A 24,365-nucleotide genomic window follows, 5' to 3' on the forward strand; every position below is an offset into this window, starting at 1 on the left:
GCCGTATTGGCGATACGGCGCATCCTACACCAACGTCGCGTCTCTCGTCTGTCGGCGGCGCACTTATTAGTTGCCCGGCAACGGAACGTCCGGCGCTTCGTTGGTCAGCGTCTCCCCGAGCTTGTCGAAGATGCGTTGTGTCGCACCACGCGATTGCAACGCGAACAACAACAAGGAGCGCCCGGTCACCTGATAGACATCCCCGGAACCGAATTCCGGCAAGGTGTCGCGCACAGGCATGTTCGTGTCGACCATGCACGTCCACTGGTCGCTGCCGGGAATCTCCGGCAACGTGAAGTCCACCACGTCGTGATGTGCATTGAAAACGATCAGCAACGTTGCATCACCCGCCGGTTTGCGAATGCCGCTCGCCTGGGCCCGGCCATCGATGACCATGCCAAAACAGCGCATCGTGCCATCATCCCATTGCTCGTCGGATAGCGGTTGGCCATCGGTACCCAGCCACTTCACATCGCTGACTTCCAATGCCTCGTTCCATTCTCCGGTCAGAAACCGGTTACGTCGCAAGACCGGAAGACGTTGGCGCAGTTGCAACAGGTTGCGGGTAAACTCAACCAGCGCGCGGCCATCGTCGTCGATATTTTCCCAATCGACCCAACTGATCTCGTTATCCTGGCAATAGGCATTGTTGTTGCCCTGCTGCGTTCGACCAAATTCATCGCCCGCCAGGATCATCGGTGTGCCTTGGGAGAACAGCAACGTTGCGAGCATATTGCGTTTCTGACGCTCGCGCAGCACGCGCACTTCCCATTGCGCGGCCAGCGATGGCACATCGTGTTGTGCGTCATTTGCCGTATCGCCCGCTTTCTCGATCTGCTCCGACAAGGCCGCCGTGGACGGAACCGGTCCCTCATGGCCACAATTCCAGGACCGATTGTCAGACGATCCGTCACGATTATCCTCGCCATTCACATCGTTATGCTTGTCGTTGTACGTCACCAGATCGTTCAACGTGAAGCCATCATGCGCGGTGATGAAGTTGACACTCGCCCAGGGACGTCGCCCGCGGTGATTGAATTTGTCCGCGGATGCCGTGATCCGCGTGGCAAGTTCCGATGCAATTGCATCATCGCCCTTCCAGAACGCACGGACGGTATCGCGGTAACGGTCGTTCCACTCCGCCCAACCCGGTGGGAATCGACCAACTTGATAACCGCCCGGACCACAATCCCATGGTTCCGCGATCAACTTGACACTCGACAAGATGGGATCCTGCCGGCAGCTATCGAGGAAACCGCCACCTTCATCGAAACCGTGTGGCTCGCGTCCCAGGATCGTCGCCAAGTCGAACCGGAATCCATCCACATTCATCTCGGTGACCCAGTAGCGCAAGCTGTCCGTCACCATCTGCAATACACGAGGATGCGATAGATTCAGGGTATTACCAGTGCCGGTGTCGTTGATATAGTAGCGCTGCTCGTCAGGCATCAGGCGATAGTACGACGCATTGTCGATACCTTTGTAGGACAACGTCGGGCCTAATTCATTGCCTTCCGCAGTGTGGTTGTACACCACGTCGAGAATAATTTCGAGACCGGCGTCATGGTAGCGATCGACGGTCTCCTTGACTTCGTCCAGCCTACCGGTGCTGAGGTAACGCGGATCGGCCGCGAAAAAGCCGATCGTGTTGTACCCCCAATAGTTCGTCAGGCCTTTCTCGAGAAGGTAATCGTCATTAACGAACGTGTGTATCGGCAACAATTCCACGCTGGTGACGCCCAATGCTTTTACGTAATCGATGACCACTTGCTCGCCTAGCCCGGCAAAGGTCCCGCGCACGTTTTCCGGCACCTGCGGATGACGCATCGTGAAACCCTTCACGTGCGTTTCGTAGATCACCGTCCGATCGAAGGGGACCCGAACGCGGGTGGGATGATGCCAGACGAAACTTTGATCGACCACACGACACTTCGGCACGAACGGCGCACTATCGCGTTCGTCAAAGGAAAGATCCTGGTCCGGATGCCCCAGCGTATAGCCGAACACTTCCGGTGCCCATTTCAACTCACCGACATGCGCTTTTGCATAGGGATCGAGCAATAGCTTGTTCGGATTGAAACGATGACCATTTTCCGGTTCATACGGGCCGTGGACGCGATAACCGTACACGGCGCCCGGCGCGAGGTCATGCACGTAGACGTGCCAAACCTCATCCGTATATTCCGGCAGCACGATCCGCTCGATTTCCTGCTCGCCCTTGTCGTCGAAGATGCACAGTTCGACCTTTGTCGCATGCGCCGAAAACAGCGCAAAGTTCACGCCCTTGCCATCCCACGTTGCACCCCGTGGAAATGGTGTTCCTTCGGAAATGCGGCTTGCCGTCGTTGTCATTCTGTTCTGCGCTCCCTGGTGGTGCGCGCCCACTGCGATGTCGCCGCGTCGACCAATACCAAGACGGCCGGCGGCGATGCCGGCGGCCGTCATTTGATGGTTACTCGACGCGGCGAAAGGACGCGACCGGAATCACGTAGCAGGATTCGCGCCAGACATGGAACAGCGAGTCAACACGCGCAACGCCTGTCACGGCAATTGACGCGCCGAATGGTTTGCGTCAAGCGTCGACAGCCATTTGCGACCATAAAGGAAAAGTGCAAAGCCGCTGACAAAACCCAACAGCGCAATTTTTCTGATCATCGTATGCTCCTTCAATCGGCTGTTATCACGCTTTACTTCCATGCTTCAAGTGTCGCACAACGGCCAGTTCACCGTATTCAAGTGGCTGCATGGGTCGCAACATCAATGAGCGGGTTTTCAGGCAAAATCATCCGAATTGACGTATGCTGACCCGAACACGTGCATCGGTATCGCATTGCACGTAGCAAACGGTTTCACTGCACGACTTGCCAGACAGGGTAATACAGGTACTTGCTTCGCGGCTTCTTGCTGGCCGGATTCCTGTATTTTGTTCCTTTTTCCATCGCGCGCCGACGCTCGGCGGTCGTACGATATGGCTTCTCGGAAAACAACCGCCCGCCGGCAGTCCTCTGCCGGGGTGGCGACATACTTGGATGTGATACGTGGCTGGTCTCCCGCCTGGACCGCCATGCCTGCACGCCTTGACAGCAAGCTTGCCAGGGCACGTGCGCAGGATGAACCGGTACTTTATGCGCACTTTTTACCAGGCCTCGACCTGCTATTGTGCGCGGTGCCCGGCGCGCGCGCCCCTTACCCTCCCTTATCCGAACTACGCCAACGCTGCGTGGAAAGTGTGATGCATGCGCTGGAACAACCGTGTTTGCGATTGGAAACCGGTGGTTGCTGGTACGAGCACAATGGCGTGGCCGTGCTGGTTTTTGCCAGCGGCGCACGATCACGTGCGTTGAACGACTTCGGCGCACTTCCCGCGGGTAGCAACGTGCGAGGTGATCGCTGAAACGTCTTAGCTACTGCACGGTTTGGGTATCCCGGCTAACATGAATCAGAGAGCTGACACGACTGCAGGTGCGTGAAGTGCAGCGTGTTGTATCACTGACGATTGAAATAGGAGGATGCCATGACGGACCATGTGTACAAGAAGATCGAATTGATCGGCTCATCGGAAACGTCGATCGAAGATGCCGTCAAGACGGCCATTGCAAAGGCGTCGAAGACCCTGCGAAACCTCGATTGGTTCGAGGTCGTCGAAACACGTGGACATTTGCGGGATGGTGCGATCGCGCATTGGCAGGTCACTGTCAAAGTAGGCGTTCGCGTGGAAGACTGATCGGCCCCTCCTGGAGGCGGGGAACGCCCCGGCTTCCTGGGTACAAACCGCGCATGCCAATTCGGCAAGCGCACCCGAGTTAAAACAGACGCGCCCTTGGTATATCCAGGGCGCGTTTCTTACTTGGCTTTCTCTAACTGCATCGCACGCGCCGCTGCTGCCCCTGCTTTAGGCGATACCTTCTTACCTGGTGGTGGCGCCATCGGCTTTTCCTGGAGCGCCTTGAACAACTGCGCGCACGGTGCTTCCTCATGGTGGCTGGGCGCCAACAGCGGTATCAGCGCGGCAAACGGGTTCAGCAGGCCCAGTCCGACCGCTGCAGCCCCACGCGCGGCGAGTGGCAATGCATCCACACCAATATGCGGGTCCTTGAATGTTCCCTTCACATACAAGGGCGAGCGTAACGAGAATATGCGGAAGCCCTTGGTATGGGGGTGAATGCCCAAATCCATCCCCTCGGTACGAAGATCGATCGTCCCATCGACATCGATAACCGCATCCTGCGTATCCACCACGAAGACCTTCGAATTCAACACGCCGTTGTCAACGACGAAGTCCGATGCCGCGCAATTGATCTGCACATCCCGATTGCCGAACAGGCGTTCGATGACCGCATTGGCGACATTCAAGCCGGCCGCCTCCATCAGGAACGCGCTCACCGCACCGTGCTGGACCAGCAACTTGATTTCACCGTTCGAGGTAGCGGCCAGGCGGGCCGGTGAGTTGCCGGTTGCGGAAAGCGCCGCATCGCCGTTGATCTCCCCGAGCGCGCTTTGCATGGTCTTCGATGTCGGGAACAACTGTTTCAGCTTCACATGCCGTGCCCCCATCGACACGCGCGCCTGCAGCGGCTCCTTGCCCCCGTCCAGATCGATATCGGCAGTGAGGTCCCCCCCCGCCACGCCGAAGCGCAGCGGGACCAACTGCAATCGACCATTGCTCAACATCACGTGCGTGTAAAGATCCGTGATCGGCAAGGATGCGTCACGGATAATGCGTTTGCCGGCAAACGTCACATCGGCATCAATCGATTTCCAGCGATCGGTACGGAATGCCTCGACAGGCAATGCTTTGTTGCTGGGCTGCCTGTCGACATCACCACGTTTTGCTTTTTCCGCGTTTGAATCCGCGCCGATCAACGGGGCGAGGTCCGAAAACTGCAATAGATGCGAGACAAGGTTCCCACTGAGCTTGGGGCGTGGCGTTATGCCTTCGTACACCAGCGTTCCGTTCAAATCGCTGCCACCTACGCGTCCCGTAAAATCCTGATAGCGGAATACGTTACCTGCGGGCTTGAATGCCCCAATCAAACGCCCTTCCGTGGCGAATGGCGGCGAGTCGGGCAATGCGATTCCGGTTAGCGAATACAGATGAGACAAGCTCTGACCTTGAAACCACAAGCGCAAATCAAGTGCCGCGAGATGCATGGGGTCCGTCAGCGTACCCACCAAAGCGATGCGTGTATCGCCTATCTTGACGTCCGCCTGCAATGGGAAAGGCCGTGTCGCGTCTTGAAGCGACAGCACTTCGCCCAGCTTTCCGGTGCCGGAAACTGGGCTATTGTTGTATTTGCCCTTCATCGTCCACCCCAAGCGATAGGGGCTGACTGGTGTCACCGCCGGCACTGCACCGGCGGTTGGCGAAACACCCTTTGCAGCGGTCACATTGGACGCGGACAAGGAGGTACCCTCGCGCCCGGAGGACGCCTTCGACGCCGTCGACCTGGCGGATGCCCCAGACGAAGCAGCGTCGGCGCCCGCCTCAGAGGCAGCCATGGCCACATCCTTCGCCGCATCCGCCGCGCCATCACCAGGCGCGGTGGCACTGGCCGCGACCACCCCGCGGTTCGTCGTCCTGGACGCCTCGCGTGCATCCGACGCGGCGGATGAGGCAGACGCGGCAGATGCGGCCGACGCCTGCGATGCTTCATTGGCCGCGGCCGCTTTCGAGAATTTCGCGGCGCCGTTGCGTCCCAGCGTTTCACTCGACTCTCGTCGTGAGGTTTCCTCTTGCTGCTTCAACATCTCGCCGAACGGGATCGGATTGCCTAACGTATCGAGCGTCAGCGTCAGGTCGGCCTTGCGATCCTCATCCAGCACAGTGATCGTACCCGTGCTGAAGGTGATGTCACGCAACGCCACCTTCCAGGCGCTCGACTGCGCGCCGCCACTAGACGAGGTCTTAAATGTGTAGTTGTTACGACCGTCGTGCATGCGTTCGATGTCCACTTGCGGTTGCCGCAATGCGACCGACGGAATCGAAACCTCACGGATCAGCAATGGCGGTACGGCGACGTCGAAGTCGACGGCGGCCACGGAAACCATCTCTTTCGTGCGTGCCCAATCCGCATTGGCCAAGGTAATGTCATGCGCGCTGACATGCGGCCATGGAAGCCATCCACGCCAGCCCGGTGCGTCGGGCGGTCGCCGCCACTTCACCGACAGATCGCCATTGATTGCGAACGGACGACCCAATTCTTTGGAGACCTTGTTATTAATGAATGGCTTTGCGCGATTCCAATCAAATGTCGCGACGAAAATAACCACGGCCAGCATCAGCACCAGCAGGATGACGACAAGCCACATCAGTCCGCGAAAAATACGCCCGCCTGTCGTACGTGGCGGTTTGTGCCCGTGATTACCGGACCCATTACCATCGCCGCCATTGTCGCCACGAGGGCCGTTATTTCCAGTCTCACTGTCGAACATGCGCGTCGCGCTGTCTGTTGACGATTCACGGGAAACATCTGCCGGAGATACTATTGCGGCGTGTTGATGATCCAACCCACCCGAGGGTTCATCCGTTCCGGGCCGCTCCGCCATGCCTTTATCTCCTTGCTCTACCGGTTTTTGCCGCCTATCCGCCAACATCGTGTGGCGTGGAACGGCCATGCGGATTGCATTATCGTTCTGGTTGCCAGGCCTGTGCCGGGGTTGCAGCGCAAAAAGCAACGCATGCGCGCGTAAAAATGTCATCTAAAGCCGCAAAAAACATGCCCAGGCATGGTGCACGATCACGGAAAACTGTTTCCGTCGCATAACAGGCCGCGAGAACAGCACGCGTTGACTCGCCTCATCGTTGGGCGATGTCGTCGAGCATCTTCTCGAGGCGATCGAAGTCGACCGGTTTCGTGACATGATTGCCGAAGCCAGCATCGAGACAGCGGCGCATATCCTCTTCCATGCCATAACCGGTTATCGCGATCGACGGCGCCGCGTGCTGCATCACGTTCCAATGGCGCACAACATCCAGGCCCGTGCCGTCCGGTAGTCCGATGTCGCTGATCAGCAAGTCATATCGGCCCGCATTGATATATTCGCGTGCCGCGCCGACGGACTCGGCCACATCGACACGGTGTCCGAAGACTTCGATCAGTTGCGCCATCGCAGCCGATGTGTAGGCGTTATCCTCGACCAGCAATACGGACAGCACCCGGCGAGCGGCCGCCGTCGACGCGACCACGACATCGCCCCCCGCCTCCACCGGTGTATGCCGCGCCAATGGGATCGAGAAAGTGAAGCGCGCGCCCTGATCACGCCCGGCGCTTTCCGCGCGAATGCTACCACCGTGCTTTACCGCCAGCGTGTTGGCAATCGCCAAGCCGAGACCGAGCCCGCCAAAAGCAGGGCCGATTGTTTCGTCGGCCTGCTCGAACGCGGAAAAGATTTTCGGCAACGCGTCCGCACTGATGCCAATGCCCGAATCATCAACCTGTACCGCCACATGTTCCGAGTCGGGATTGAACAGCATGACATCGATGGTGCCATTCGCTGGCGTGAACTTCACCGCGTTCCTGACAAGGTTCCAGATGATCTGCTGCAATCGCGCAGCGTCACCCCGGACTCCGCTCTGCGTCTCCCTACGGATGATATGCAAGGTCTGTCCTTTCGCGGCAATGTCGGCGGTCGACATATTGATCGCGTTCTCGAGCAAATCTCCCAGAGATACCGATGCAAAGTTCAAACTGAGTTTTCCGCGCGAAATGCTCGTCAGATCGAGCAGGTCGTCGATGAGCCGCGCTTCGAGCTCGACGTTGTGCTGTACGACATTCAGCAGGTGCGTGTGCTCCTCATCGAGCAAACCTTTCATGCGCATCAACCGCGCCGCGGCAAGAATCGGCGTCAACGGCGTGCGCAATTCATGCGACAACACCGCCAGGAAATGGTCCTTCGCGCGATTTGCCCGCTCCGCCTCTTCCTTTGCCTGCTGCAATGCATCCGCCGTGCGCCGCGCTTGGGTGGTATCGCGTAAGATCAATGAAAACCCCGCCAGCGCACCACGCGCATCATGCATGGCCGTGGTCACCAGCGAGGCAAATACACGCTGGCCGTCCTCGCGGGATACCCAGCGATCATCGGAATGGCTGCCAGATGCCTTGGCGCTGCGCATTGCATCGCCAAGGACATCGGCTTCGGTAAAGAGACGATCGGCGCATTGGCCCACCATCTGCGCTTCCGTGTAACCCAGAATCTGGCGGGCGGCGTGATTCCATGTCTGAATGTGGCCTTTCGGGTCCAGCGTAATCACCGCATAATCTTTCAATGCGTCGACTAACTGCCTGAAATGCGTCTCCGTTTCTTGCAGACGCTCCTCCGCCTGCAGCCGCTGGCGCTTCTCGTCGCGCTCGGCCAATGCACGCTGAATCACTGCGGGAAGGCGTTGCAGGCGCTGCTTTAAAACATAATCAGTCGCGCCACGTTTCAGCATGTCCACCGCATGCTCTTCGCCGAGTACGCCCGAGACGAAAATGAAGGGCAGATCCTGCGAATACGCACGTGCCATCCCCAATGCCTCGCCGCCGGAGAACGACGGCAAGACAAAGTCCGCGAGGACGACGTCATAACGCCCCGTGCGGACCGCCGCATCGAAGTCGAACGCGTTATCGACGATATGGACGTCATAGGTAAAGCCGGCGACATCCAGCCGTGACAACGTCAACTCCGCATCAAGCGAGCTGTCTTCGACCAACAGCAGATGCAGCGGCTCAGTCACCTTCGGGTCCCGTCGACCGCGCTGCGGTTTGCGCGTGTTTCGGCATCGTGAAAAAGAACCGCGCACCGCGATCCAGTTCACCTTCCGCCCAGGTGCGGCCATCGTGACGCTCGATGATGCGACGCACGTTCGCCAATCCAATACCGGTGCCCTCGAAGTCCTCGGTGCGATGCAACCGCTGGAACACGCCAAACAGCTTGCCCACGTAGCGCATGTTAAACCCCACGCCGTTGTCGGCCACCGAAATCACATACTCCGTCGCGCCCTCGCTTGCGTCCACGGTGATTTCCGCTTGCTCGCGTGTGCGCGTGTATTTCACCGCGTTGGCAAGCAGATTACGGATGGCAAGCAGAAGAAAGGCGGGATCGCCGATGACAGTCGGTAACGGCGCGATATGCCAGACAATGCGTCTATGCGGATTCTCATGCTGCATTTCGCGGATAACGGTATCCACCAATGTATTGAGTCGTACAGGCGTCGGACGCAATGCCGCGCGTCCCATTTGCGAGAACGTCAGCAGGTCGTCGACCAATGTGCCGGCGAAACGCGCCGAATCGACGATATTCTTCAGGAAGCGTGCACCCCGCTCCGTCAACCGATCACCTTCATATTCAGTCAGCAGGTCGGCATAGCCCACGATATGCCGCAAAGGGGCACGCAAGTCATGCGAAACAGAATAGGAAAACGATTCGAGTTCCTTGTTGACACGCCCAAGCTCGGCGGCAATGGCGGCCATCTCCTCGGCGCGTCTCAGCACGATGCTGAGCACCGAGGCGCGAAATTCATGCGCCGCCGCCAGTTCGCCCGCGCGCCATCGAACGGATCGATTGCGCACCACTTCTTTCCAGGTCTCGAAACTTGTACGCGGTGATAAACGTCCACTCGCGTCGGCATCCAGCTTGCGCGGATTGCCCGCCCACTCGATGGTCCGAACGACCTCCGGCCGGAACCATATGACGAAGTGTCTATGCAAGCGCGAAATCTGCACCGCGAGCATGCCGCTGGCAATTCCGGCGAACGGTAGCGCTGCCGGCAACTGCTCGCCAATCGCATCGGTGGCGAACACGTCACGCGTCGACTGCGTGCCGATATGGGAAATGAGCGCCTCGATCGTCGCTTCATCCGGCGTCGCACCCACCGTGACCGTGCGCCCCTCGAACACGACGGCCGCGCCATCGGCAGCCATGAATCGCAGCAGGCCGCGCGGATCCGACATCAGGCTATCGACGAAATCATCCCGATCGGACATTGTCGCAATCAGATCGACAAGCATCCGTCTCAGTTCCAGGCGGTAATCCGATTCAGCGCGGTCCTCTTTCGCCTCCATTTGCAACGATAAGACGGCACCCAAGTGTTCACACGCCGCGCGAGTCTCAAAATTAAGGTGACGGGGCGTTGCGTGATGACAAGAGATCAAACCCCACAAACGACCGCGCACGATAATCGAGATCGACATCGAACTGGCCGTGCCCATATTGCGCATGTATTGCAAATGCACCGGCGAGACGCTACGCAACGTTGCGTACGACAGATCCGTGGGCCGACCGGTATGCGGATGGATCGCCGGCAGCAGCACCGACGGTGCATAGCCCGCGTCGACGATTAAACGGATACGATGCTTTAAATACAACGCCCGCGCCTGTAGCGGAATATCAGATGCAGGAAAATGCTGACCCATATACGAGACATAGTCGTCCTCGCGATCTTCCGCTAGCACCTGGCCGTTGCCATCTTCATCGAAACGATACACCAGTACACGACCGAAACCCGTGATCCGACGTACTTCGCGTGCCGCAACGACGCTGAGGGCCTCGACCGTGCCCGCATCCTGCAAGCGGCCGATAAACGTGCGTACCAACGCATAGATCGGACTGAAAACGTTCCCGACGTGATCGGTCGGTTCGATTTCCAAGAGTGTCACACCATCATGCGCGTGCACGATCAAGTCAAGCGCGCGCTCACCCCGCGCATGCCGCGCCGCCGAATCCGCGGCATCCGACGCATCGGACACGCGATGAGCCATGCTATCAGGCGACCACGAAACCCGACAGACATACAAGGGCTGGTCATTGATCTCCGCAGATGAAAGCGCCTCGACGATTGCACGCGCGCCGCCCTCTCCTATCACCTCGGCCACCGGAAGACCGAGCATTGCCTGCGGCGGGCGGCGCGTCAACTCGGTGATGTTGGCCGAGCACTGGATGACATGGTGTGACGCGTCCAGTGCAAGGACATAGCCATGCGGCTGAATGCCCCCAGGAATATGGATGGGCTCGGCATCGCATGCCGCGACAGCGGCGCGGAACGCGATGTCGTCAAAAGGGTCATCACAGTTTTTCACACTACTGGCGGTCGGCGTATCATCCGCTGTCGCCGATACCGCCACGACTTCGGTGGACGCGAGCCGGGCGACATTCGCGCCCGGCATCGACGGCTTGTCATCCGATCCCGGCAAAATGGTCGTCATGCTGCGGGCTGAGCCAGGATCGTGGTTTGTCCCGGCGTATCCGGCGAGGGCAGCCAGGATTGCAAGGCACGGAATGTCGCGCGGGCGGACGCCACGGCTTCCATGAATTCGCCTTCGGGTACACGCGCCGTTGCCTCCACCTTGAACGCGTTCCACATGCTGCCGGTCTTGTCGCCGTACGGATCAAAGTAGGCATAGCCTTGTCGACCGCTGAGCTGAAAGCGCTGTGCCATCGCAGGACCGATGAATCGCCCACCAAGCGTCGAGCCTTCCATCACATAGAGGGTTCCGAAACAGGCGCCGATCCCGTGCATTGGCACGGTTGCCGCCCACGCCGAACCGCCGGCCGCCAATGCTGCCGATATCGGCATTTGCCCCAGAAAGGCAAGGTCGGCATCGAGCAAAGCCGTTTTTTCGCGTGTCGAAACAAACGCCTCAAGGTCGTCGGGTACGGCCGCGCGTAGACGCGTCTCCCAGGGCGCCACGAAAGCACGAAACCGCGTCAGAAGCGCTACATATTCGTCCCGCCGCATTGTCGGGCGCATGATGTCCATATCGCGCTCCAGCGCATGATGGCAATCAGCGGTCTCTGTTTTTAAACGGCTTAGCAGGTCAGTCATGAAAGCGTACGACGGCAAAGAGTCATCAAGGCGGCAAGTGATCTGGTGTTTCGGCACTTCGTGGACGCCCGTTCAACGGCGTCCTCGTCGACATGCGTTACCTTGGCTCCACCCGCATCGCCGCGTCGTGGCCAAAGATTACGGCAGTAGACCTCGAAATCCTGTTTTACATCATAACAACGATTATTCTGCAACGCTGCACGCCTGTGAACCCCTGCCGGCAGGCCTATCCAACCCGGTGTTGCTGCGGCGCGATTGCGTGAAAACCTGTATGCCTATACAGTTTCAACATGACCTTTCCAGATCAGACATCTCCTTCTCCCGATACGCGGTCCGAGGCGTCCGCGGATGCCTCGCGTGCGGTGATGGCGGCGTTGCTCGATAAATTGAATCCGGCGCAGCGGGAAGCGGCCTGCCATGGCATTGGCGGGGCCCGTGGTGAGGCCGGCGATCCGCCAGGGTTGCCGATTTCGGAGCCGCTATTGGTCATCGCCGGTGCCGGCACAGGCAAAACGGCGACGTTGGCGCATCGCGTGGCGAATCTGCTGGATCATGGCGTCCCCTCCGAACGCGTGCTGCTGCTGACCTTCTCCCGTCGCGCCGCCGTCGAAATGACACGTCGCGTGGACCAATTGCTGGTACGTGCCGCCATCGAGCGCGCCAAGCTGACGGGCGCATCGCCGCGACAAGCGGCGCGGACGGCGGCACGCGATACATTGCCCTGGGCCGGCACTTTTCATAGTGTCGGCGCGCGCCTGCTGCGTGAATATGCGCCCTATATCGGTGTGTCTCCGGCGTTCACGATCCTGGATCGCCCCGACGCGGCGGACCTGATGAACCTGATCCGGCACGAACGCGGCCTTTCGGTGAAACAGAAGCGCTTTCCGACAAAGCAAACGTGTATCTCGATCTATTCCAGGGTGGTGAATACGGGGCTAACGCTGGAGGCGACGTTGGCGAGGCATTTTCCCTGGTGCGCCGAATGGGCGGACGCGTTACGCGATTTGTTCGCCGCTTACGTCGAGGCAAAGCAAGCACAGGATGTGCTCGACTATGACGACCTGTTGCTGTATTGGGCGCAAATGGCAGCGGAGCCGGCACTGGCGGGGGCGCTCGGTGAGCGTTTCTCCCATATTCTTGTGGACGAATACCAAGACACGAACACCTTGCAGGCCGACATCGTCCGACGCATGAAGCCGGATGGCCGCGGCGTGACCGTTGTGGGCGACGATGCACAATCGATCTATGCGTTCCGCGGTGCAACGGTCCGCAATATCCTCGATTTTCCTCGAACATTCGCCACGCCGGCGCGCGTTGTGACGTTGGACCGCAACTATCGTTCAACGCAGGCGATCCTGGACGCCGCGAACGCCGTGATCGGCCAGGCATCCGAAGGTTATGCGAAACGTCTGTGGAACGACGGCCGCGCCGGCACGCGCCCGATCCTGGTGACGGTAACCGACGAGGCCGCGCAAGCGCAGTATCTCGTCTCACGCATCCTGGAAAACCGCGAAGCCGGCACGACGCTGAAGTCACAGGCAGTACTGTTCCGCGCCGCGCATCACAGTGCGCCGCTGGAAATCGAGCTGACGCGACGCAATGTGCCATTTATCAAGTTCGGCGGATTGAAATTCCTTGATGCCAGCCATGTAAAGGACCTGCTCGCCGTGCTGCGATGGTTCGAAAACCCACGCGACCGCGTGGCGGGCTTTCGCGTACTGCAAATGCTACCCGGCATCGGCCCGGTCAAGGCCGGCGCGGTCCTCGACGTTGTCGGTGACGATTTGACGCGGTTGCCGGTCAATGCTACGGCGCCACACGCACCGCCCGGTGTGGAAGGGTGGGATGCGTTCGCCAAACTGGTCTCTCAAAGCGCATGCAACAAAACAGACTGGCCGACGGAACTCGATCGTATCCGTACATGGTATGCGCCGCACCTGGCGTGCGCGCATGACGATGCCGATGTACGCGAGGCCGACCTCGATCAGTTGCAGCAGATCGCGGCGACATTCCCGTCTCGGCAACGCTTCTTGACTGAATTGACGCTGGACCCACCCGATGCCGTCAGCGACGAATCGGGCGTACCACTGAAAGACGAGGACTACCTTATCCTGTCGACGATACATTCGTCCAAGGGACAGGAATGGGCCTCGGTATTCCTGATGAATGCGGTGGACGGCTGCTTGCCGTCCGATCTAGCCACGGGACAAATCGATGAGATCGAAGAAGAACGGCGGCTCCTGTATGTGGCCATGACGCGCGCAAAATCGTCACTGGATATCGTCGTGCCACAACGGTTCTATGTGCATCAGCAAGCGGCGCAGGGAGATCGGCACGTCCATGCGTCGCGAACACGCTTCCTGCCACAACGACTGGTGCCGCTGTTCGACGTGCGATCCTGGCCACCGCCGTCGGCACCAACCGCGCACGGTTCACAGGCATTGGCCGCAGTCAAGATCGATATCGCGGCGCGGATGCGTGGCATGTGGAAGAACTGACATGGCTTACCGGTACAATACGCGCCTGCCCGTACCCTCTTTCTTTTCTTTGCGCTGATGAATCTCGTTCTGCAAGTCCCGTCGGCCGTCGCCCTGCGCGACTTTGCCGTTCCACGTCCCGCGCACCCGATGGACGCGCACCATATCGCGGCCGTCCAGTCCCTGTGTCTAAGCCGCACCGTCGAGACGATCGACGATTATGCAGTGCGTTTCACGGACGTTGGCGATACTGCCGATCAGGCACAGGCTCGCGCCGCCATTGAGCAGTACTGCGCAACCAATGGGCTCGATGCCGGCTGGGTCCCCTCACGGCCGCTGTCGTATTTTCGACTGTTGACGATGGATATGGACTCGACGTTGATCACGATCGAATGTATCGACGAGATCGCCGATTTTTGTGGCCTCAAAATGGAAGTCTCGGCCATCACGGAAGCGGCGATGCGCGGTGAAATCCCGGATTTCGGCGAAAGCCTGCGGCGCCGTGTAGCGCTGCTGCAAGGGCTTGACGCTTCCGTGCTGGAGAAGGTATATGCCGAGCGGCTGCGGCTGTCCCCAGGCGCGGAAGCGCTGCTGGCCGGCGCCCGGGCCGCGGGTTTGAAAACCTTGCTGGTGTCGGGCGGCTTCACGTTCTTCACGGAGAAACTGCGCGCGCGCCTGGGCCTGGATGCGGCGTATGCCAATACGCTCGAAATCATCGATGGCAAACTGACCGGACGCGTGTTGGGCGAAATCGTCGATGGCGCGTTCAAGGCGCGCCGTCTGGTGGAAACCTGCGCCGCCATGGGCGTCTCGCCGGACATGGCGATTGCGATAGGCGATGGATCGAACGACCTGCCGATGATGGCCGAGGCCGGTCTGTCGATCGCCTTTCACGCCAAACCGAAAGTGTGGGCGGGCGCAAGCGTGGCACTGGAGCACGCCGGCCTCGACGGTGTGCTACGGCTGTTTTCCTGAATAAGACCGCCCCGTCCGCTTAAGCACATCGCCCGTCCCCCACGCATGCGGGGCGGCCAGCCGCTTTAACCGGCGACCGGCGTCAGATGGGCTGTCAGGCTTTGTTCGAGATCGGCCCGCAGATCCTCTTCGTTTTCCAAGCCGACATAGAAGCGCACCAACGTGCCTTTGTGTGGCCATGCCGCCGCCGTGCGCAACGAGGGCAGGTCATATGGCAACGCGAGGCTATTCGCACCGCCCCAGCTGAAACCGATCTTGAACAGCTTCAGCCCTTCGATGAACGAGTCGATCTGCTTCGGCGAATACGCAGCGTCGAAAACCACCGAGAACAAGCCTCCGGCACTGGTGAAATAGCGTCGCCAGTTCGCATGGCCCGGACAATCCGGCAAGCCCGGATGGAGCACCGTTGCCACTTCCTGGCGCAGCTTGAGCCACGTCGCCAGGGCCAAGGCACCGCGGTCGTGCGCCGCGTAGCGTAAAGCCAGCGTCGGCAGGCTGCGTAGGATCAACGAGCAGTCATCTTGCGATACCCCCAGGCCCAGGCGCGCCCGCGCCCGCTTCAACTTGAAATGCAGATTTTTATCACGGGTAACCAGCGCGCCCATCAGCACGTCGCTGCCACCCGATTGATATTTCGTCAGCGCCTGCATAGAGATATCGCAACCATAATCGAATGGCTTCAACCCAATACCCGCTGAATACGTGTTGTCGATTGCCGTCGGCACCCCTGCCGCTTGCGCCGCGCTGGTGATAGCGGCCACGTCAGGCACTTCCATCGATACCGAACCAGGGGCTTCGATCCAGATCAATCGGGTGTTTGGCTGAATCATTGCCCGCACTGCGTCGCCGTCCGTCGGATCGTAATATCGCACCGTTACGCCGAAGTCCGCAGCGAGCCATTCCGCGTGCTCCCGGTTAGGCGTGTAGGCGTTATCCGGGACCAGCACGTCATCACCCTGGCGTACCAGCGCGAAATAGACATTCGAGATGGCGGCAAGTCCGGACGGTTGCAGCAGACAGTACTCGCCGCCTTCGATCATCGCCAGACGCTTGGCCAATGTGGCGGAGGTTGGCGTTTGATGCAGGCCGTAGCGCCATTGTCTATCGCTGTGCGGATCGAAGTTCCGCATTGTCTTCAGGTCCGGGAACACCACGGTGGACGCCCGATGCACGGCTACGGGAAAAGCATCGAACCCTGGTGCAAGTTCCGGGGATTCATGCAGCAAACGCGTCTGGTAAGAAGGAATATCGGAAGGCGTGACACTCATGGTGATCCTTGTAGCGTACTGTAACCGGCCTTGGGGGCGCCAACCGCTACAATGCACGCAGCGTACCCCATCCCCGATGGGACCGGTTTGCGCGAGACGCCAACGGCCGAAAACCCGTCTGCGCCCCTGCTGCCTGTCCACGGGACATGCGGGATGCTGCGGCCGCGGTGGTTGGTACCCGCCTGACGGCTTGTATCAATGAATTGCATTGGACGTAGTATAGCGGTCCGCGCGCTTTGGCATCGGGAATGCCCGCATCGCCCGTCGCCACGTTCGGCGTGCACGGACCAAGAAAAACCGGCATCGCGCGCGATGTCTCGTTCGGCATGACAATTCGCCCCATTTTCGCTTCACCAGGAAAGTTCGATGACGTTTGCGTTTTCCCTGCGGCCCGCCGCAGAAGCCTTATCGCCCCCCATCGCTCCCGTGACCGCGCGTGCTGCTGCGTTTTCACGTACGCGCCCGCCACGAAGCGTCGCATGCCTGGCCCTGGCGCTCGCCGTTGTCGGCATCACCGGACTGTCGGGGTGCGGCACACTGGAGAAAATACCCAGGCCATCGTTTCTGCACAAAGCGTCGCCTGACCTGAGCAACGGACGAGCATCGGCGGAGAACATGGTGCGATTGGATGCCGCCATCCGATCGGGCTGTGACGTCGTGGACAATATCGAACGCCCTCCCCCGAAGCAGGACCCACGTGACCCCTCGCCGCAACGCTGGGTCGCCCGCACCTGCCACGGCGATATCTCGTACGACGTAACCACCGTGCCGGGTGCAAACGGCCCATCAATCAAGGTGACCCCGGTACCCGGCCCGATCGATCGACCGATGAACAAGCATTTCATCCCGGCGGGAATGGATGGGGCCTTATCACCGACCGGTTCGTCCAGCGGCGATAGGCCAGATAGTGCCCCCGATAACCAGCCGCTGCCGTCGCAGTAAAGCGCGTCACCACACAGCCTAGTGCCCCAGTCGCGAAAAGGACAACGGCGGCACGGTCCAAGGAAGGTCCAGTGCCGCCGTTATCGAAATGCCGCCCCTCAGCCGGACGCAGTCGTCACGCCGTCAGGAAACATCGCCCCATAAATCGTGGCCATCGGCACCCGTCACGCGTACGGTAACGAAGTCTCCTGCCTTGTAGCGTTTCGAGGCTTTCTGCGCCGGTGAAATATAGACAACGCCATCGATTTCCGGCGCATCCGCGGCCGAACGACCGATACCGCCATCGGCATTGACTTCGTCAACCAGCACGCGAATCAGCTTGCCGACTTTTCGCTTCAACCGCTCGGCCGAAACACGCTCGGCCACCGCCATGAACCGGGCCCGACGTGCTTCACGAACGTCATCCGGCAACGCACCTTCCAGCGCATTGGCCGTTGCGCCTTCCACCGGCGAGTATGCGAAGCACCCGACGCGATCGATCTGCGCTTCCTCGATGAAATCGAGCAACGTCTGAAACTCTTCCTCGGTCTCGCCCGGAAAACCCGCTATAAAAGTGCTGCGAATCGTCAATTCCGGACATATCTCACGCCACGCCTTGATCCGCTCCATCGTCTTTTCGACATTGCCAGGGCGCTTCATCCGACGCAGCACATCCGGGTGCGCGTGCTGAAGCGGCACGTCCAGATAAGGTAATACCCGCCCCTCGGCCATCAACGGAATAATCTCGTCGACATGCGGATAGGGGTAGACATAGTGCAGACGGACCCAGCCACCGTGCTGTTGCGCCAATTCGCCGAGCGCGGCGACCAATTCGGTCATGCGCGTCTTGATTGGACGCCCCTGCCAGAAACCAGTGCGGTACTTGATATCAACGCCGTAAGCGCTGGTGTCCTGCGAGATAACCAGTAGCTCCTTGACGCCCGACTGGAACAGCTTTTCGGCTTCGAGCATCACCTCGCCGATTGGCCGAGATACCAGGTCGCCACGCATGGAGGGAATGATGCAGAACGTACAGCGGTGATTACAACCTTCGGAAATCTTCAAGTAGGCGTAATGGCGGGGCGTCAGTTTGATTCCAGCCGGTGGAACGAGGTCCGTGAATGGGTCGTGTGGCTTAGGCAGATGGTTGTGGACTGCTTGCATCACCTCGCCCACCGCATGCGGCCCGGTCACCGCCAGCACGCGTGGGTGAACGTCCTGAACCAAGCCGCTGCCGCTCGCGCCTTTCTTCGCGCCGAGGCACCCCGTGACGATGACCTTGCCGTTTTCCGCAAGGGCTTCACCGATGGCATCGAGACTTTCCTGTACGGCCTCATCGATAAAACCGCAGGTATTGACAACAACCAGGTCAGCGCCGGCATAGTTGCCGGCAATTTGATAGCCCTCGGCCCGCAATTGCGTGATGATCTGCTCGGAATCAACGAGTGCTTTCGGGCAGCCAAGGGAGACGAAACCGACCTTCGGTGTGTCGGCAAGTGTATTCTGGGACATAACTGAGGCGGTAAGGCGCGGTCGGCGCGAGCCTGAAGGGAATCGACCACCGGCCAAAAAATGGAACCGGCGCGATGCAACCGATTATTATACGCCCAGCCCAGCCTCGAATCGCAAAACCGACTGAGGATTATAGGGAAGCGACGCTTTTCCCCTACTCCGACGAATCTTGCGGCTTCGCATTCGGGGGCGATCCGAACGGAAACCCCGAAAACAACCCTTGGGATTGCCGACGCCATTGTTCCTGCATCTGCGAGAACACATCCCGCGACTGATCGAGGTAGTGCTGCATCGCATCCTGCATCGCAGGGGTAGTTGGATTCATCATCTGCATCCATTTTTCCGGACTGACCGGAAAACCCTGCGACGTGGCCTCGGCGCCAGCCGCCTCCACCTGCTTTGTAAAAGCCTGCTGCATATCGGTGAAGGCCTTGATGTTCTGCTCCAGATAGGAGCCCATCACGCCTTGCATCGCATTGCCGTAAAACCGGATCATCTGGGCGAGCATGGGGGAGGAGAACATCGGCACGCCCCCGTTTTCCTCCTCCAGAATGATCTGCAGCAAGATGCTACGCGTCAGGTCCTCGTTCGTCCGCGCGTCCACCACGGTGAACGTCTGTTGGTCCAGCACCAGTTGCCTGACATCCAGCAATGTGATGTACGTGCTGGTCTGGGTGTCATACAGACGGCGGTTCGGGTATTTCTTGATCAGCCGCTCTTCTGCGGATTTCCGATTCATGATGTCTCCATGTCTCCCTGCCATGCCTTCCGATCCGATCGGCGGCTCAGCCCATATGCAGGCCGCCATTCAACGAGAAGTCGGCGCCGGTCGCAAAGCCCGCTTCCTCGGAAGCGAGCCAGTTCACGATGCTGGCGATCTCGTCCGGCGTGCCCAGACGCTTCACCGGAATCGTCGCGACGATCTTCTCCAGCACGTCAGGGCGAATCGAGCGAACCATATCGGTGCCGATATAGCCCGGTGACACCGTATTCACCGTCACGCCGCTGGTAGCCAGTTCCTGCGCCAGCGACATCGTGAAACCGTGAATACCAGCCTTTGCCGTCGAATAATTCGTCTGCCCGAATTGCCCTTTTTGACCATTTACCGATGAAATATTAATAATACGCCCGAAGCCGGCCCGCACCATCGGTTCAACTACCTGTTTGGTCACGTTGAACAAGCTGGTCAGATTCGTATCGATGACGGTGTTCCAATCCTCCCGCGTCATCTTGCGAAACACCGCGTCGCGCGTCACACCGGCATTATTCACCAGGACCGCGACGTCCCCTACGCTGTCACGCACTGATTCGAATGCGGCACGCGTCGATTCCCAATCGGCTACATTGCCTTCCGACGGAATGAAGTCGAAACCCAGCTCGGCCTGGGCCTTCAGCCAGGATTCCCGGCGCGGCGAATTGGGCCCGCAGCCGGCCACCACCGTGTAGCCGGTTTTGTGCAGACGCTGGCAAATCGCGGTCCCGATGCCTCCCATGCCGCCGGTTACATACGCCACTTTCTTCGACATCATGCCTCCTTGTAGTAACGCGTGGACCGCCGCGCCGCGTGATGCGACATCCACGGCGGACACGTCATTGATTTATCACTGCTCACCTGCCAGGCACGACCGGCCCTTATCGGCGCTCTACCGCCAATGCCACACCCATGCCGCCGCCGATGCACAGCGAAGCCAAGCCACGCCGCGCATTGCGGCGCTGCATCTCGTGCAACAACGTCACCAGCACCCGACAGCCCGATGCACCGATCGGATGCCCGATCGCGATCGCGCCGCCGTTGACATTGACCTTCTCCATATCCCAACCCATCTGCCGATTCACGGCCAACGCCTGTGCGGCGAACGCCTCGTTGATCTCCATCAGATCGAGATCGTCGACACGCCATCCGGCGCGCTCCAGACACCGTTTCGAGGCCGGCACCGGGCCCATTCCCATCGTCTTCGGATCAACCCCCGCGGTCGCATGGGCGTGCACGGTTGCCAAAGGCGTCAGCCCCAGCGCCTTGGCACGGCTTGCGGACATCACGAGTACCGCCGCAGCGCCATCGTTCAAACCCGACGCATTGCCGGCGGTTACGGTGCCGTTCTTGTCAAAGGCCGGCCTGAGCCCGGCTAGCGACTCGGGCGTGGCCCCATGGCGAATAAATTCATCGATCTCGAACAGCACCGGATCGCCTTTACGCTGCGGTACCGGCACCGGCACGATCTCGTCCTTGAATCGCCCGTCGCGCTGCGCGGCCTCGGCCTTGTTTTGCGACGCCGCGGCAAAACGATCCTGGTCGGCTCGGGAAACGTCAAACGCCTTGGCGACGTTTTCCGCGGTCACCCCCATGTGATACTGGTTGAATGCATCCCAAAGCCCGTCAACGATCATCGTGTCGATCAGCTTTGCGTCACCCATCCGGAACCCGTCGCGCGAGCCGGGCAAGACGTGCGGGGAAGCGCTCATGTTTTCCTGGCCGCCCGCGATCAGGATCTCCGCATCACCCGCGCGAATCGCATTGGCCGCCAGCATGACGGCCTGCAAGCCGGAGCCGCAGACCTTGTTCAATGTCATCGCCGGCACGCTGTCCGGTAATCCGGCCTTGATCGACGCCTGCCGTGCCGGGTTCTGCCCGACACCGGCGGTCAGAACCTGTCCCATGATCACTTCATTGACCAGGTCCGGCGCGACGCCCGCGCGCTTGAGCACCGCGTCGATCACCACAGCGCCAAGATCCGCCGCCGGAACCTGCGCGAGCGAGCCGCCAAACTTGCCCACGGCCGTTCGAGCAGCCGATACGATCACGACCTCTTCCATGTGTCCCCTCCGTTCAAATGAATACTGCATTGCTATGGATTGCGCACGCTGGGGACCCTGACGTAGCGTCCCGGCGCGGCTTCGATGACCGGATACGCGGCGCTGCCATAGCGCCAATCCGGGTCCGTATCCTCTCTGACCGGCAATGATCGCCCGGTCCCGATGCTGGCTGCATCGATGGCACGCGAGGCGTCGGCCGATCTAGGCGCCGCCGCGCTCCGAGTACGCGCCGCACTGTCGGCGCGCGCAGCGGTCGCATCCGGTTGGCGCGCCGCAAGCCAGGCACACCATGTCGGCCACCAACTGCCTGACTCATACTGCGATTGCTCGAACCATCTATCCGCATCCGTCACCTGATCGGTGGCATGTCCATCGTCATTGACCGCGGTGCGCGCCGTCGCCGCCTCGTCGTCCGCCGCACGCCAAAAGCCGCGTTTGTTCGCCGCTGGCGGATTGATGACGCCCGCGATATGTCCCGACGCGCCCAAGACAAACGACACCGGCCCACCCAGCAGCGGCAGCGATGCATAGGCACTGCGCCAAGGCACGATATGATCGTCCCGCGACCCGTAGACGAAAGTCGGTACCGTTATCGCACGCAAGTCCACCGGCATGTTACAGACACGGAGGCCGTCCCGCTCTCGCAAACGATTGTTCAGATATAGCTGGCGCAGATACCAGCAGAACATCGGTCCAGGCAAATGGGTACCATCACCGTTCCAAAAAAGCATATCGAACGCTGGCGGCATTGCCCCGAGCATGTAGTTCTGCTGGACATAATGCCAATGCAACTCTTTCGGTCGCAGCAGCGAGAAGGTATTGCTGAATTCATTGGCCGTCATCAAACCCGGCGCTCGCGGGTCACCAATGCTTTGCTCACGTTCACGTACCTGCTTCTCATCAACGAAGAGCCGCAACACGCCACTGTCCGTGTAGTCGAGCAAGGTGGTGAGAAGACTGAGTGACGCGACGCGCGCCGCGGCGGGCAATTGCTCGTCGGGATACGCTGGGCGCAGCGTTGCCGCCAATGGCTGTGCCTCCGGCAACGACCACCGCAACGCCGAGCGCGCCGCGTCCTCTGCTTGCGCACCATCGAGGGCCGCGGCACAGGCCAGCAACGCACCACCGATGCAGAAACCCATGGCATCGACGTCGGGCGTGCCGGCAATCGCCGCCGCCGCATCGATCGCATACAGCACCGCACGTACGTAATCGTCCCAGGTTGCTCCGGCGAGGCGGTCATCCGGATTGCACCACGACACCAAAAATACCGGATGTCCGGCATCGCAAAGATGCCGGACCAGGGAGTTTTTCTGTTGCAGGTCGAGAATGTAGAACTTGTTGATGCACGGCGGCACGATCAGCAATGGCCGCGCGTAATGCGCACGGGCCGGGGCATATTGCAGAAGCTGGAACAACGGGGTTTCCATGATCACCGCGCCAGGGGTCGACGCCAACGTTTCGCCGATCTTGAAGGCGGCGGGATCCGATTGCGTGACTTTCCCGTCGCGCAGGTCACCGAGCAATTGATCGATGCCCATGCGCAGGCTCGCCCCGCCACTATCATGCATTGCCGCACGGGCCGGCGCATTCAGTCCAAATACATTGGCGGGCGCCGTGGCGGCGATCCATTGCTCGACAAGAAAGGCAAGCCGTGCGGCGGTATCCGCATCGCCTTGAACCGCCGACGCCATTGCACGCATCGCATCAGCATTGATGCGATGCACATGGTCGGCGAAGCGTTCCGCCAGCGATAGCTGTGGCTTGTCGGTCCGGTCAGGCATGCCACCACTCGCGGATGGCGTTCCTCCTGACACCGCATCACCAGCCGTGCGCGAACCGAGGGCCGGCGTCACGTTGGAGGCGGCCCGAAACCCTTCCGCCCAGTTACTGAAATAATCATGACGCAACGCGGCAAGGGACGTGGACGGCACCATAGGCGCATTGGCCTTCGCCATGGCGGCGAGCATATCGCGCCAAAGCAGTACCTGCGCCTGCATCGCCTGCAACGAAGGTAGGGGCCGGCGCCGCGCGTGCTGGCCGCGCGGCGCGTGGGCGTCATTCGCCGCGCGCGGACCGCCGTCGTCATTGGCGGCACGCTGCATATCGCCTACGGGAGTGGTATCGGATGTATCGCGCCTTGCGGCAGACGACGGGGACGACGCACGCCTGGAAGACGACCGTGACGGTGACGCCGATGTCGTCGATGCGCGCGCGCCGGGTTTGACTGAAGGCCGGGGCAATTTTGACGAGCGGGCTTTGCGGTCTGGCGGCTGGTGGTGAGGCGTCTTGCGATCCGGCTCGGACATCGTGTTCGTTTCCCTTTCTGAAAATCCCCGCTAAGCGGACGGTGATCCAGCCCGCGACATGCCCGCCTACGTTGCTAAACGATGCGCACTCAGGAAGACAGCCCGACTCGCTGAAACGACACTCGCCGCAACGTGCGGCCTACCGCTATCTTCCCAGAAGCGATTGCCGCGCAGCAACAAAACGAGACTATCGTTTTCCCCAGATCATTTCCAGACATCGTCACTAATATTCGAGACAAATCTTTCAAATTCACCGGTTCCATGATCAGGATCAAACACGACTAAT

General features: G+C 60.1%; 16 protein-coding genes. 5 read left to right on the forward strand and 11 right to left on the reverse strand.

Translation table 11 applies throughout. From position 1 onward, the window contains the following. Nucleotides 1-66: 66 nt before the first annotated feature. A complete protein-coding gene (glgX, locus tag SJQ66_RS22715) occupies nucleotides 67-2,352 on the reverse strand; it encodes a glycogen debranching protein GlgX (RefSeq protein ID WP_024902916.1) in 2,286 nt (761 codons plus the stop codon). A gap of 616 nt (nucleotides 2,353-2,968) precedes the next feature. Here glgX and SJQ66_RS22720 point away from each other — a divergent pair. After that, nucleotides 2,969-3,394 carry a hypothetical protein gene (locus SJQ66_RS22720; protein WP_046154035.1) on the forward strand — a complete coding sequence of 142 codons (426 nt, stop codon included), beginning with the start codon at nucleotides 2,969-2,971 and terminating at the stop codon, nucleotides 3,392-3,394. A 120-nt stretch (nucleotides 3,395-3,514) separates the two neighbouring features. After that, a complete protein-coding gene (locus tag SJQ66_RS22725; RefSeq protein ID WP_024902918.1) occupies nucleotides 3,515-3,724 on the forward strand; it encodes a dodecin in 210 nt (69 codons plus the stop codon). A gap of 119 nt (nucleotides 3,725-3,843) precedes the next feature. Here the strand turns inward: SJQ66_RS22725 and SJQ66_RS22730 are convergent, their stop codons facing one another. The 4 genes from SJQ66_RS22730 to SJQ66_RS22745 all read right to left on the reverse strand — a co-directional run bounded on the left by SJQ66_RS22730 (nucleotide 3,844) and on the right by SJQ66_RS22745 (nucleotide 11,803). Next, nucleotides 3,844-6,432, reverse strand: a complete 2,589-nt coding sequence (locus SJQ66_RS22730; RefSeq protein WP_082103121.1) for an AsmA family protein — start codon at nucleotides 6,430-6,432, stop codon at nucleotides 3,844-3,846. 364 nt (nucleotides 6,433-6,796) lie between these two features. Continuing rightward, complete coding sequence (locus tag SJQ66_RS22735; RefSeq protein ID WP_320534585.1) at nucleotides 6,797-8,716, reverse strand: response regulator; 1,920 nt, start codon at nucleotides 8,714-8,716, stop codon at nucleotides 6,797-6,799. Continuing rightward, entirely contained in the window at nucleotides 8,709-11,183 is a 2,475-nt protein-coding gene (locus tag SJQ66_RS22740) for an ATP-binding protein (RefSeq protein WP_024902921.1), read from the reverse strand. The genes SJQ66_RS22735 and SJQ66_RS22740 overlap by 8 nt, the downstream gene beginning before the upstream one ends. Continuing rightward, on the reverse strand, nucleotides 11,180-11,803 hold the full coding sequence (locus tag SJQ66_RS22745; RefSeq protein ID WP_046154027.1) for a biliverdin-producing heme oxygenase: 624 nt from the start codon (nucleotides 11,801-11,803) through the stop codon (nucleotides 11,180-11,182). The genes SJQ66_RS22740 and SJQ66_RS22745 overlap by 4 nt, the downstream gene beginning before the upstream one ends. A 290-nt stretch (nucleotides 11,804-12,093) precedes the next feature. Here SJQ66_RS22745 and SJQ66_RS22750 point away from each other — a divergent pair, with 290 nt between their 5' ends. After that, nucleotides 12,094-14,301, forward strand: coding sequence for an ATP-dependent helicase (locus tag SJQ66_RS22750; RefSeq protein WP_320534586.1), 2,208 nt, complete (start codon nucleotides 12,094-12,096; stop codon nucleotides 14,299-14,301). A 129-nt stretch (nucleotides 14,302-14,430) separates the two neighbouring features. Next, entirely contained in the window at nucleotides 14,431-15,255 is an 825-nt protein-coding gene (gene serB / locus SJQ66_RS22755) for a phosphoserine phosphatase SerB (protein WP_320535364.1), read from the forward strand. A gap of 65 nt (nucleotides 15,256-15,320) precedes the next feature. On the opposite strand, the gene SJQ66_RS22760 is transcribed toward serB, so the two are convergent. Beyond that, entirely contained in the window at nucleotides 15,321-16,523 is a 1,203-nt protein-coding gene (locus SJQ66_RS22760; RefSeq protein ID WP_036009122.1) for a cystathionine beta-lyase, read from the reverse strand. A gap of 366 nt (nucleotides 16,524-16,889) precedes the next feature. On the opposite strand from SJQ66_RS22760, the gene SJQ66_RS22765 reads away from it, so the two are divergent. Beyond that, nucleotides 16,890-17,465: a hypothetical protein gene (locus SJQ66_RS22765; protein WP_320534587.1), complete on the forward strand. Its 576-nt coding sequence runs from the start codon at nucleotides 16,890-16,892 to the stop codon at nucleotides 17,463-17,465. A 123-nt stretch (nucleotides 17,466-17,588) separates the two neighbouring features. Here the strand turns inward: SJQ66_RS22765 and rimO are convergent, their stop codons facing one another. The 5 genes from rimO to SJQ66_RS22790 form a co-directional block, all read right to left on the reverse strand. Then, a complete protein-coding gene (rimO, locus tag SJQ66_RS22770) occupies nucleotides 17,589-18,956 on the reverse strand; it encodes a 30S ribosomal protein S12 methylthiotransferase RimO (protein WP_024902928.1) in 1,368 nt (455 codons plus the stop codon). 154 nt (nucleotides 18,957-19,110) lie between these two features. After that, the gene (phaR, locus tag SJQ66_RS22775; protein ID WP_390173999.1) at nucleotides 19,111-19,698 is read right to left on the reverse strand and encodes a polyhydroxyalkanoate synthesis repressor PhaR; all 588 of its coding nucleotides are present in this window, start codon (nucleotides 19,696-19,698) and stop codon (nucleotides 19,111-19,113) included. A gap of 43 nt (nucleotides 19,699-19,741) precedes the next feature. Further along, complete coding sequence (locus SJQ66_RS22780) at nucleotides 19,742-20,482, reverse strand: 3-ketoacyl-ACP reductase (RefSeq protein ID WP_024902930.1); 741 nt, start codon at nucleotides 20,480-20,482, stop codon at nucleotides 19,742-19,744. A gap of 106 nt (nucleotides 20,483-20,588) precedes the next feature. After that, a complete protein-coding gene (locus SJQ66_RS22785) occupies nucleotides 20,589-21,770 on the reverse strand; it encodes an acetyl-CoA C-acetyltransferase (protein ID WP_253463408.1) in 1,182 nt (393 codons plus the stop codon). Nucleotides 21,771-21,802: 32 nt separating this feature from the next. Next, complete coding sequence (locus SJQ66_RS22790; RefSeq protein WP_320534588.1) at nucleotides 21,803-24,079, reverse strand: PHA/PHB synthase family protein; 2,277 nt, start codon at nucleotides 24,077-24,079, stop codon at nucleotides 21,803-21,805. Nucleotides 24,080-24,365: the final 286 nt, after the last annotated feature.

The organism is Robbsia andropogonis, from assembly GCF_034047095.1.
Taxonomy (GTDB): domain Bacteria; phylum Pseudomonadota; class Gammaproteobacteria; order Burkholderiales; family Burkholderiaceae; genus Robbsia; species Robbsia andropogonis.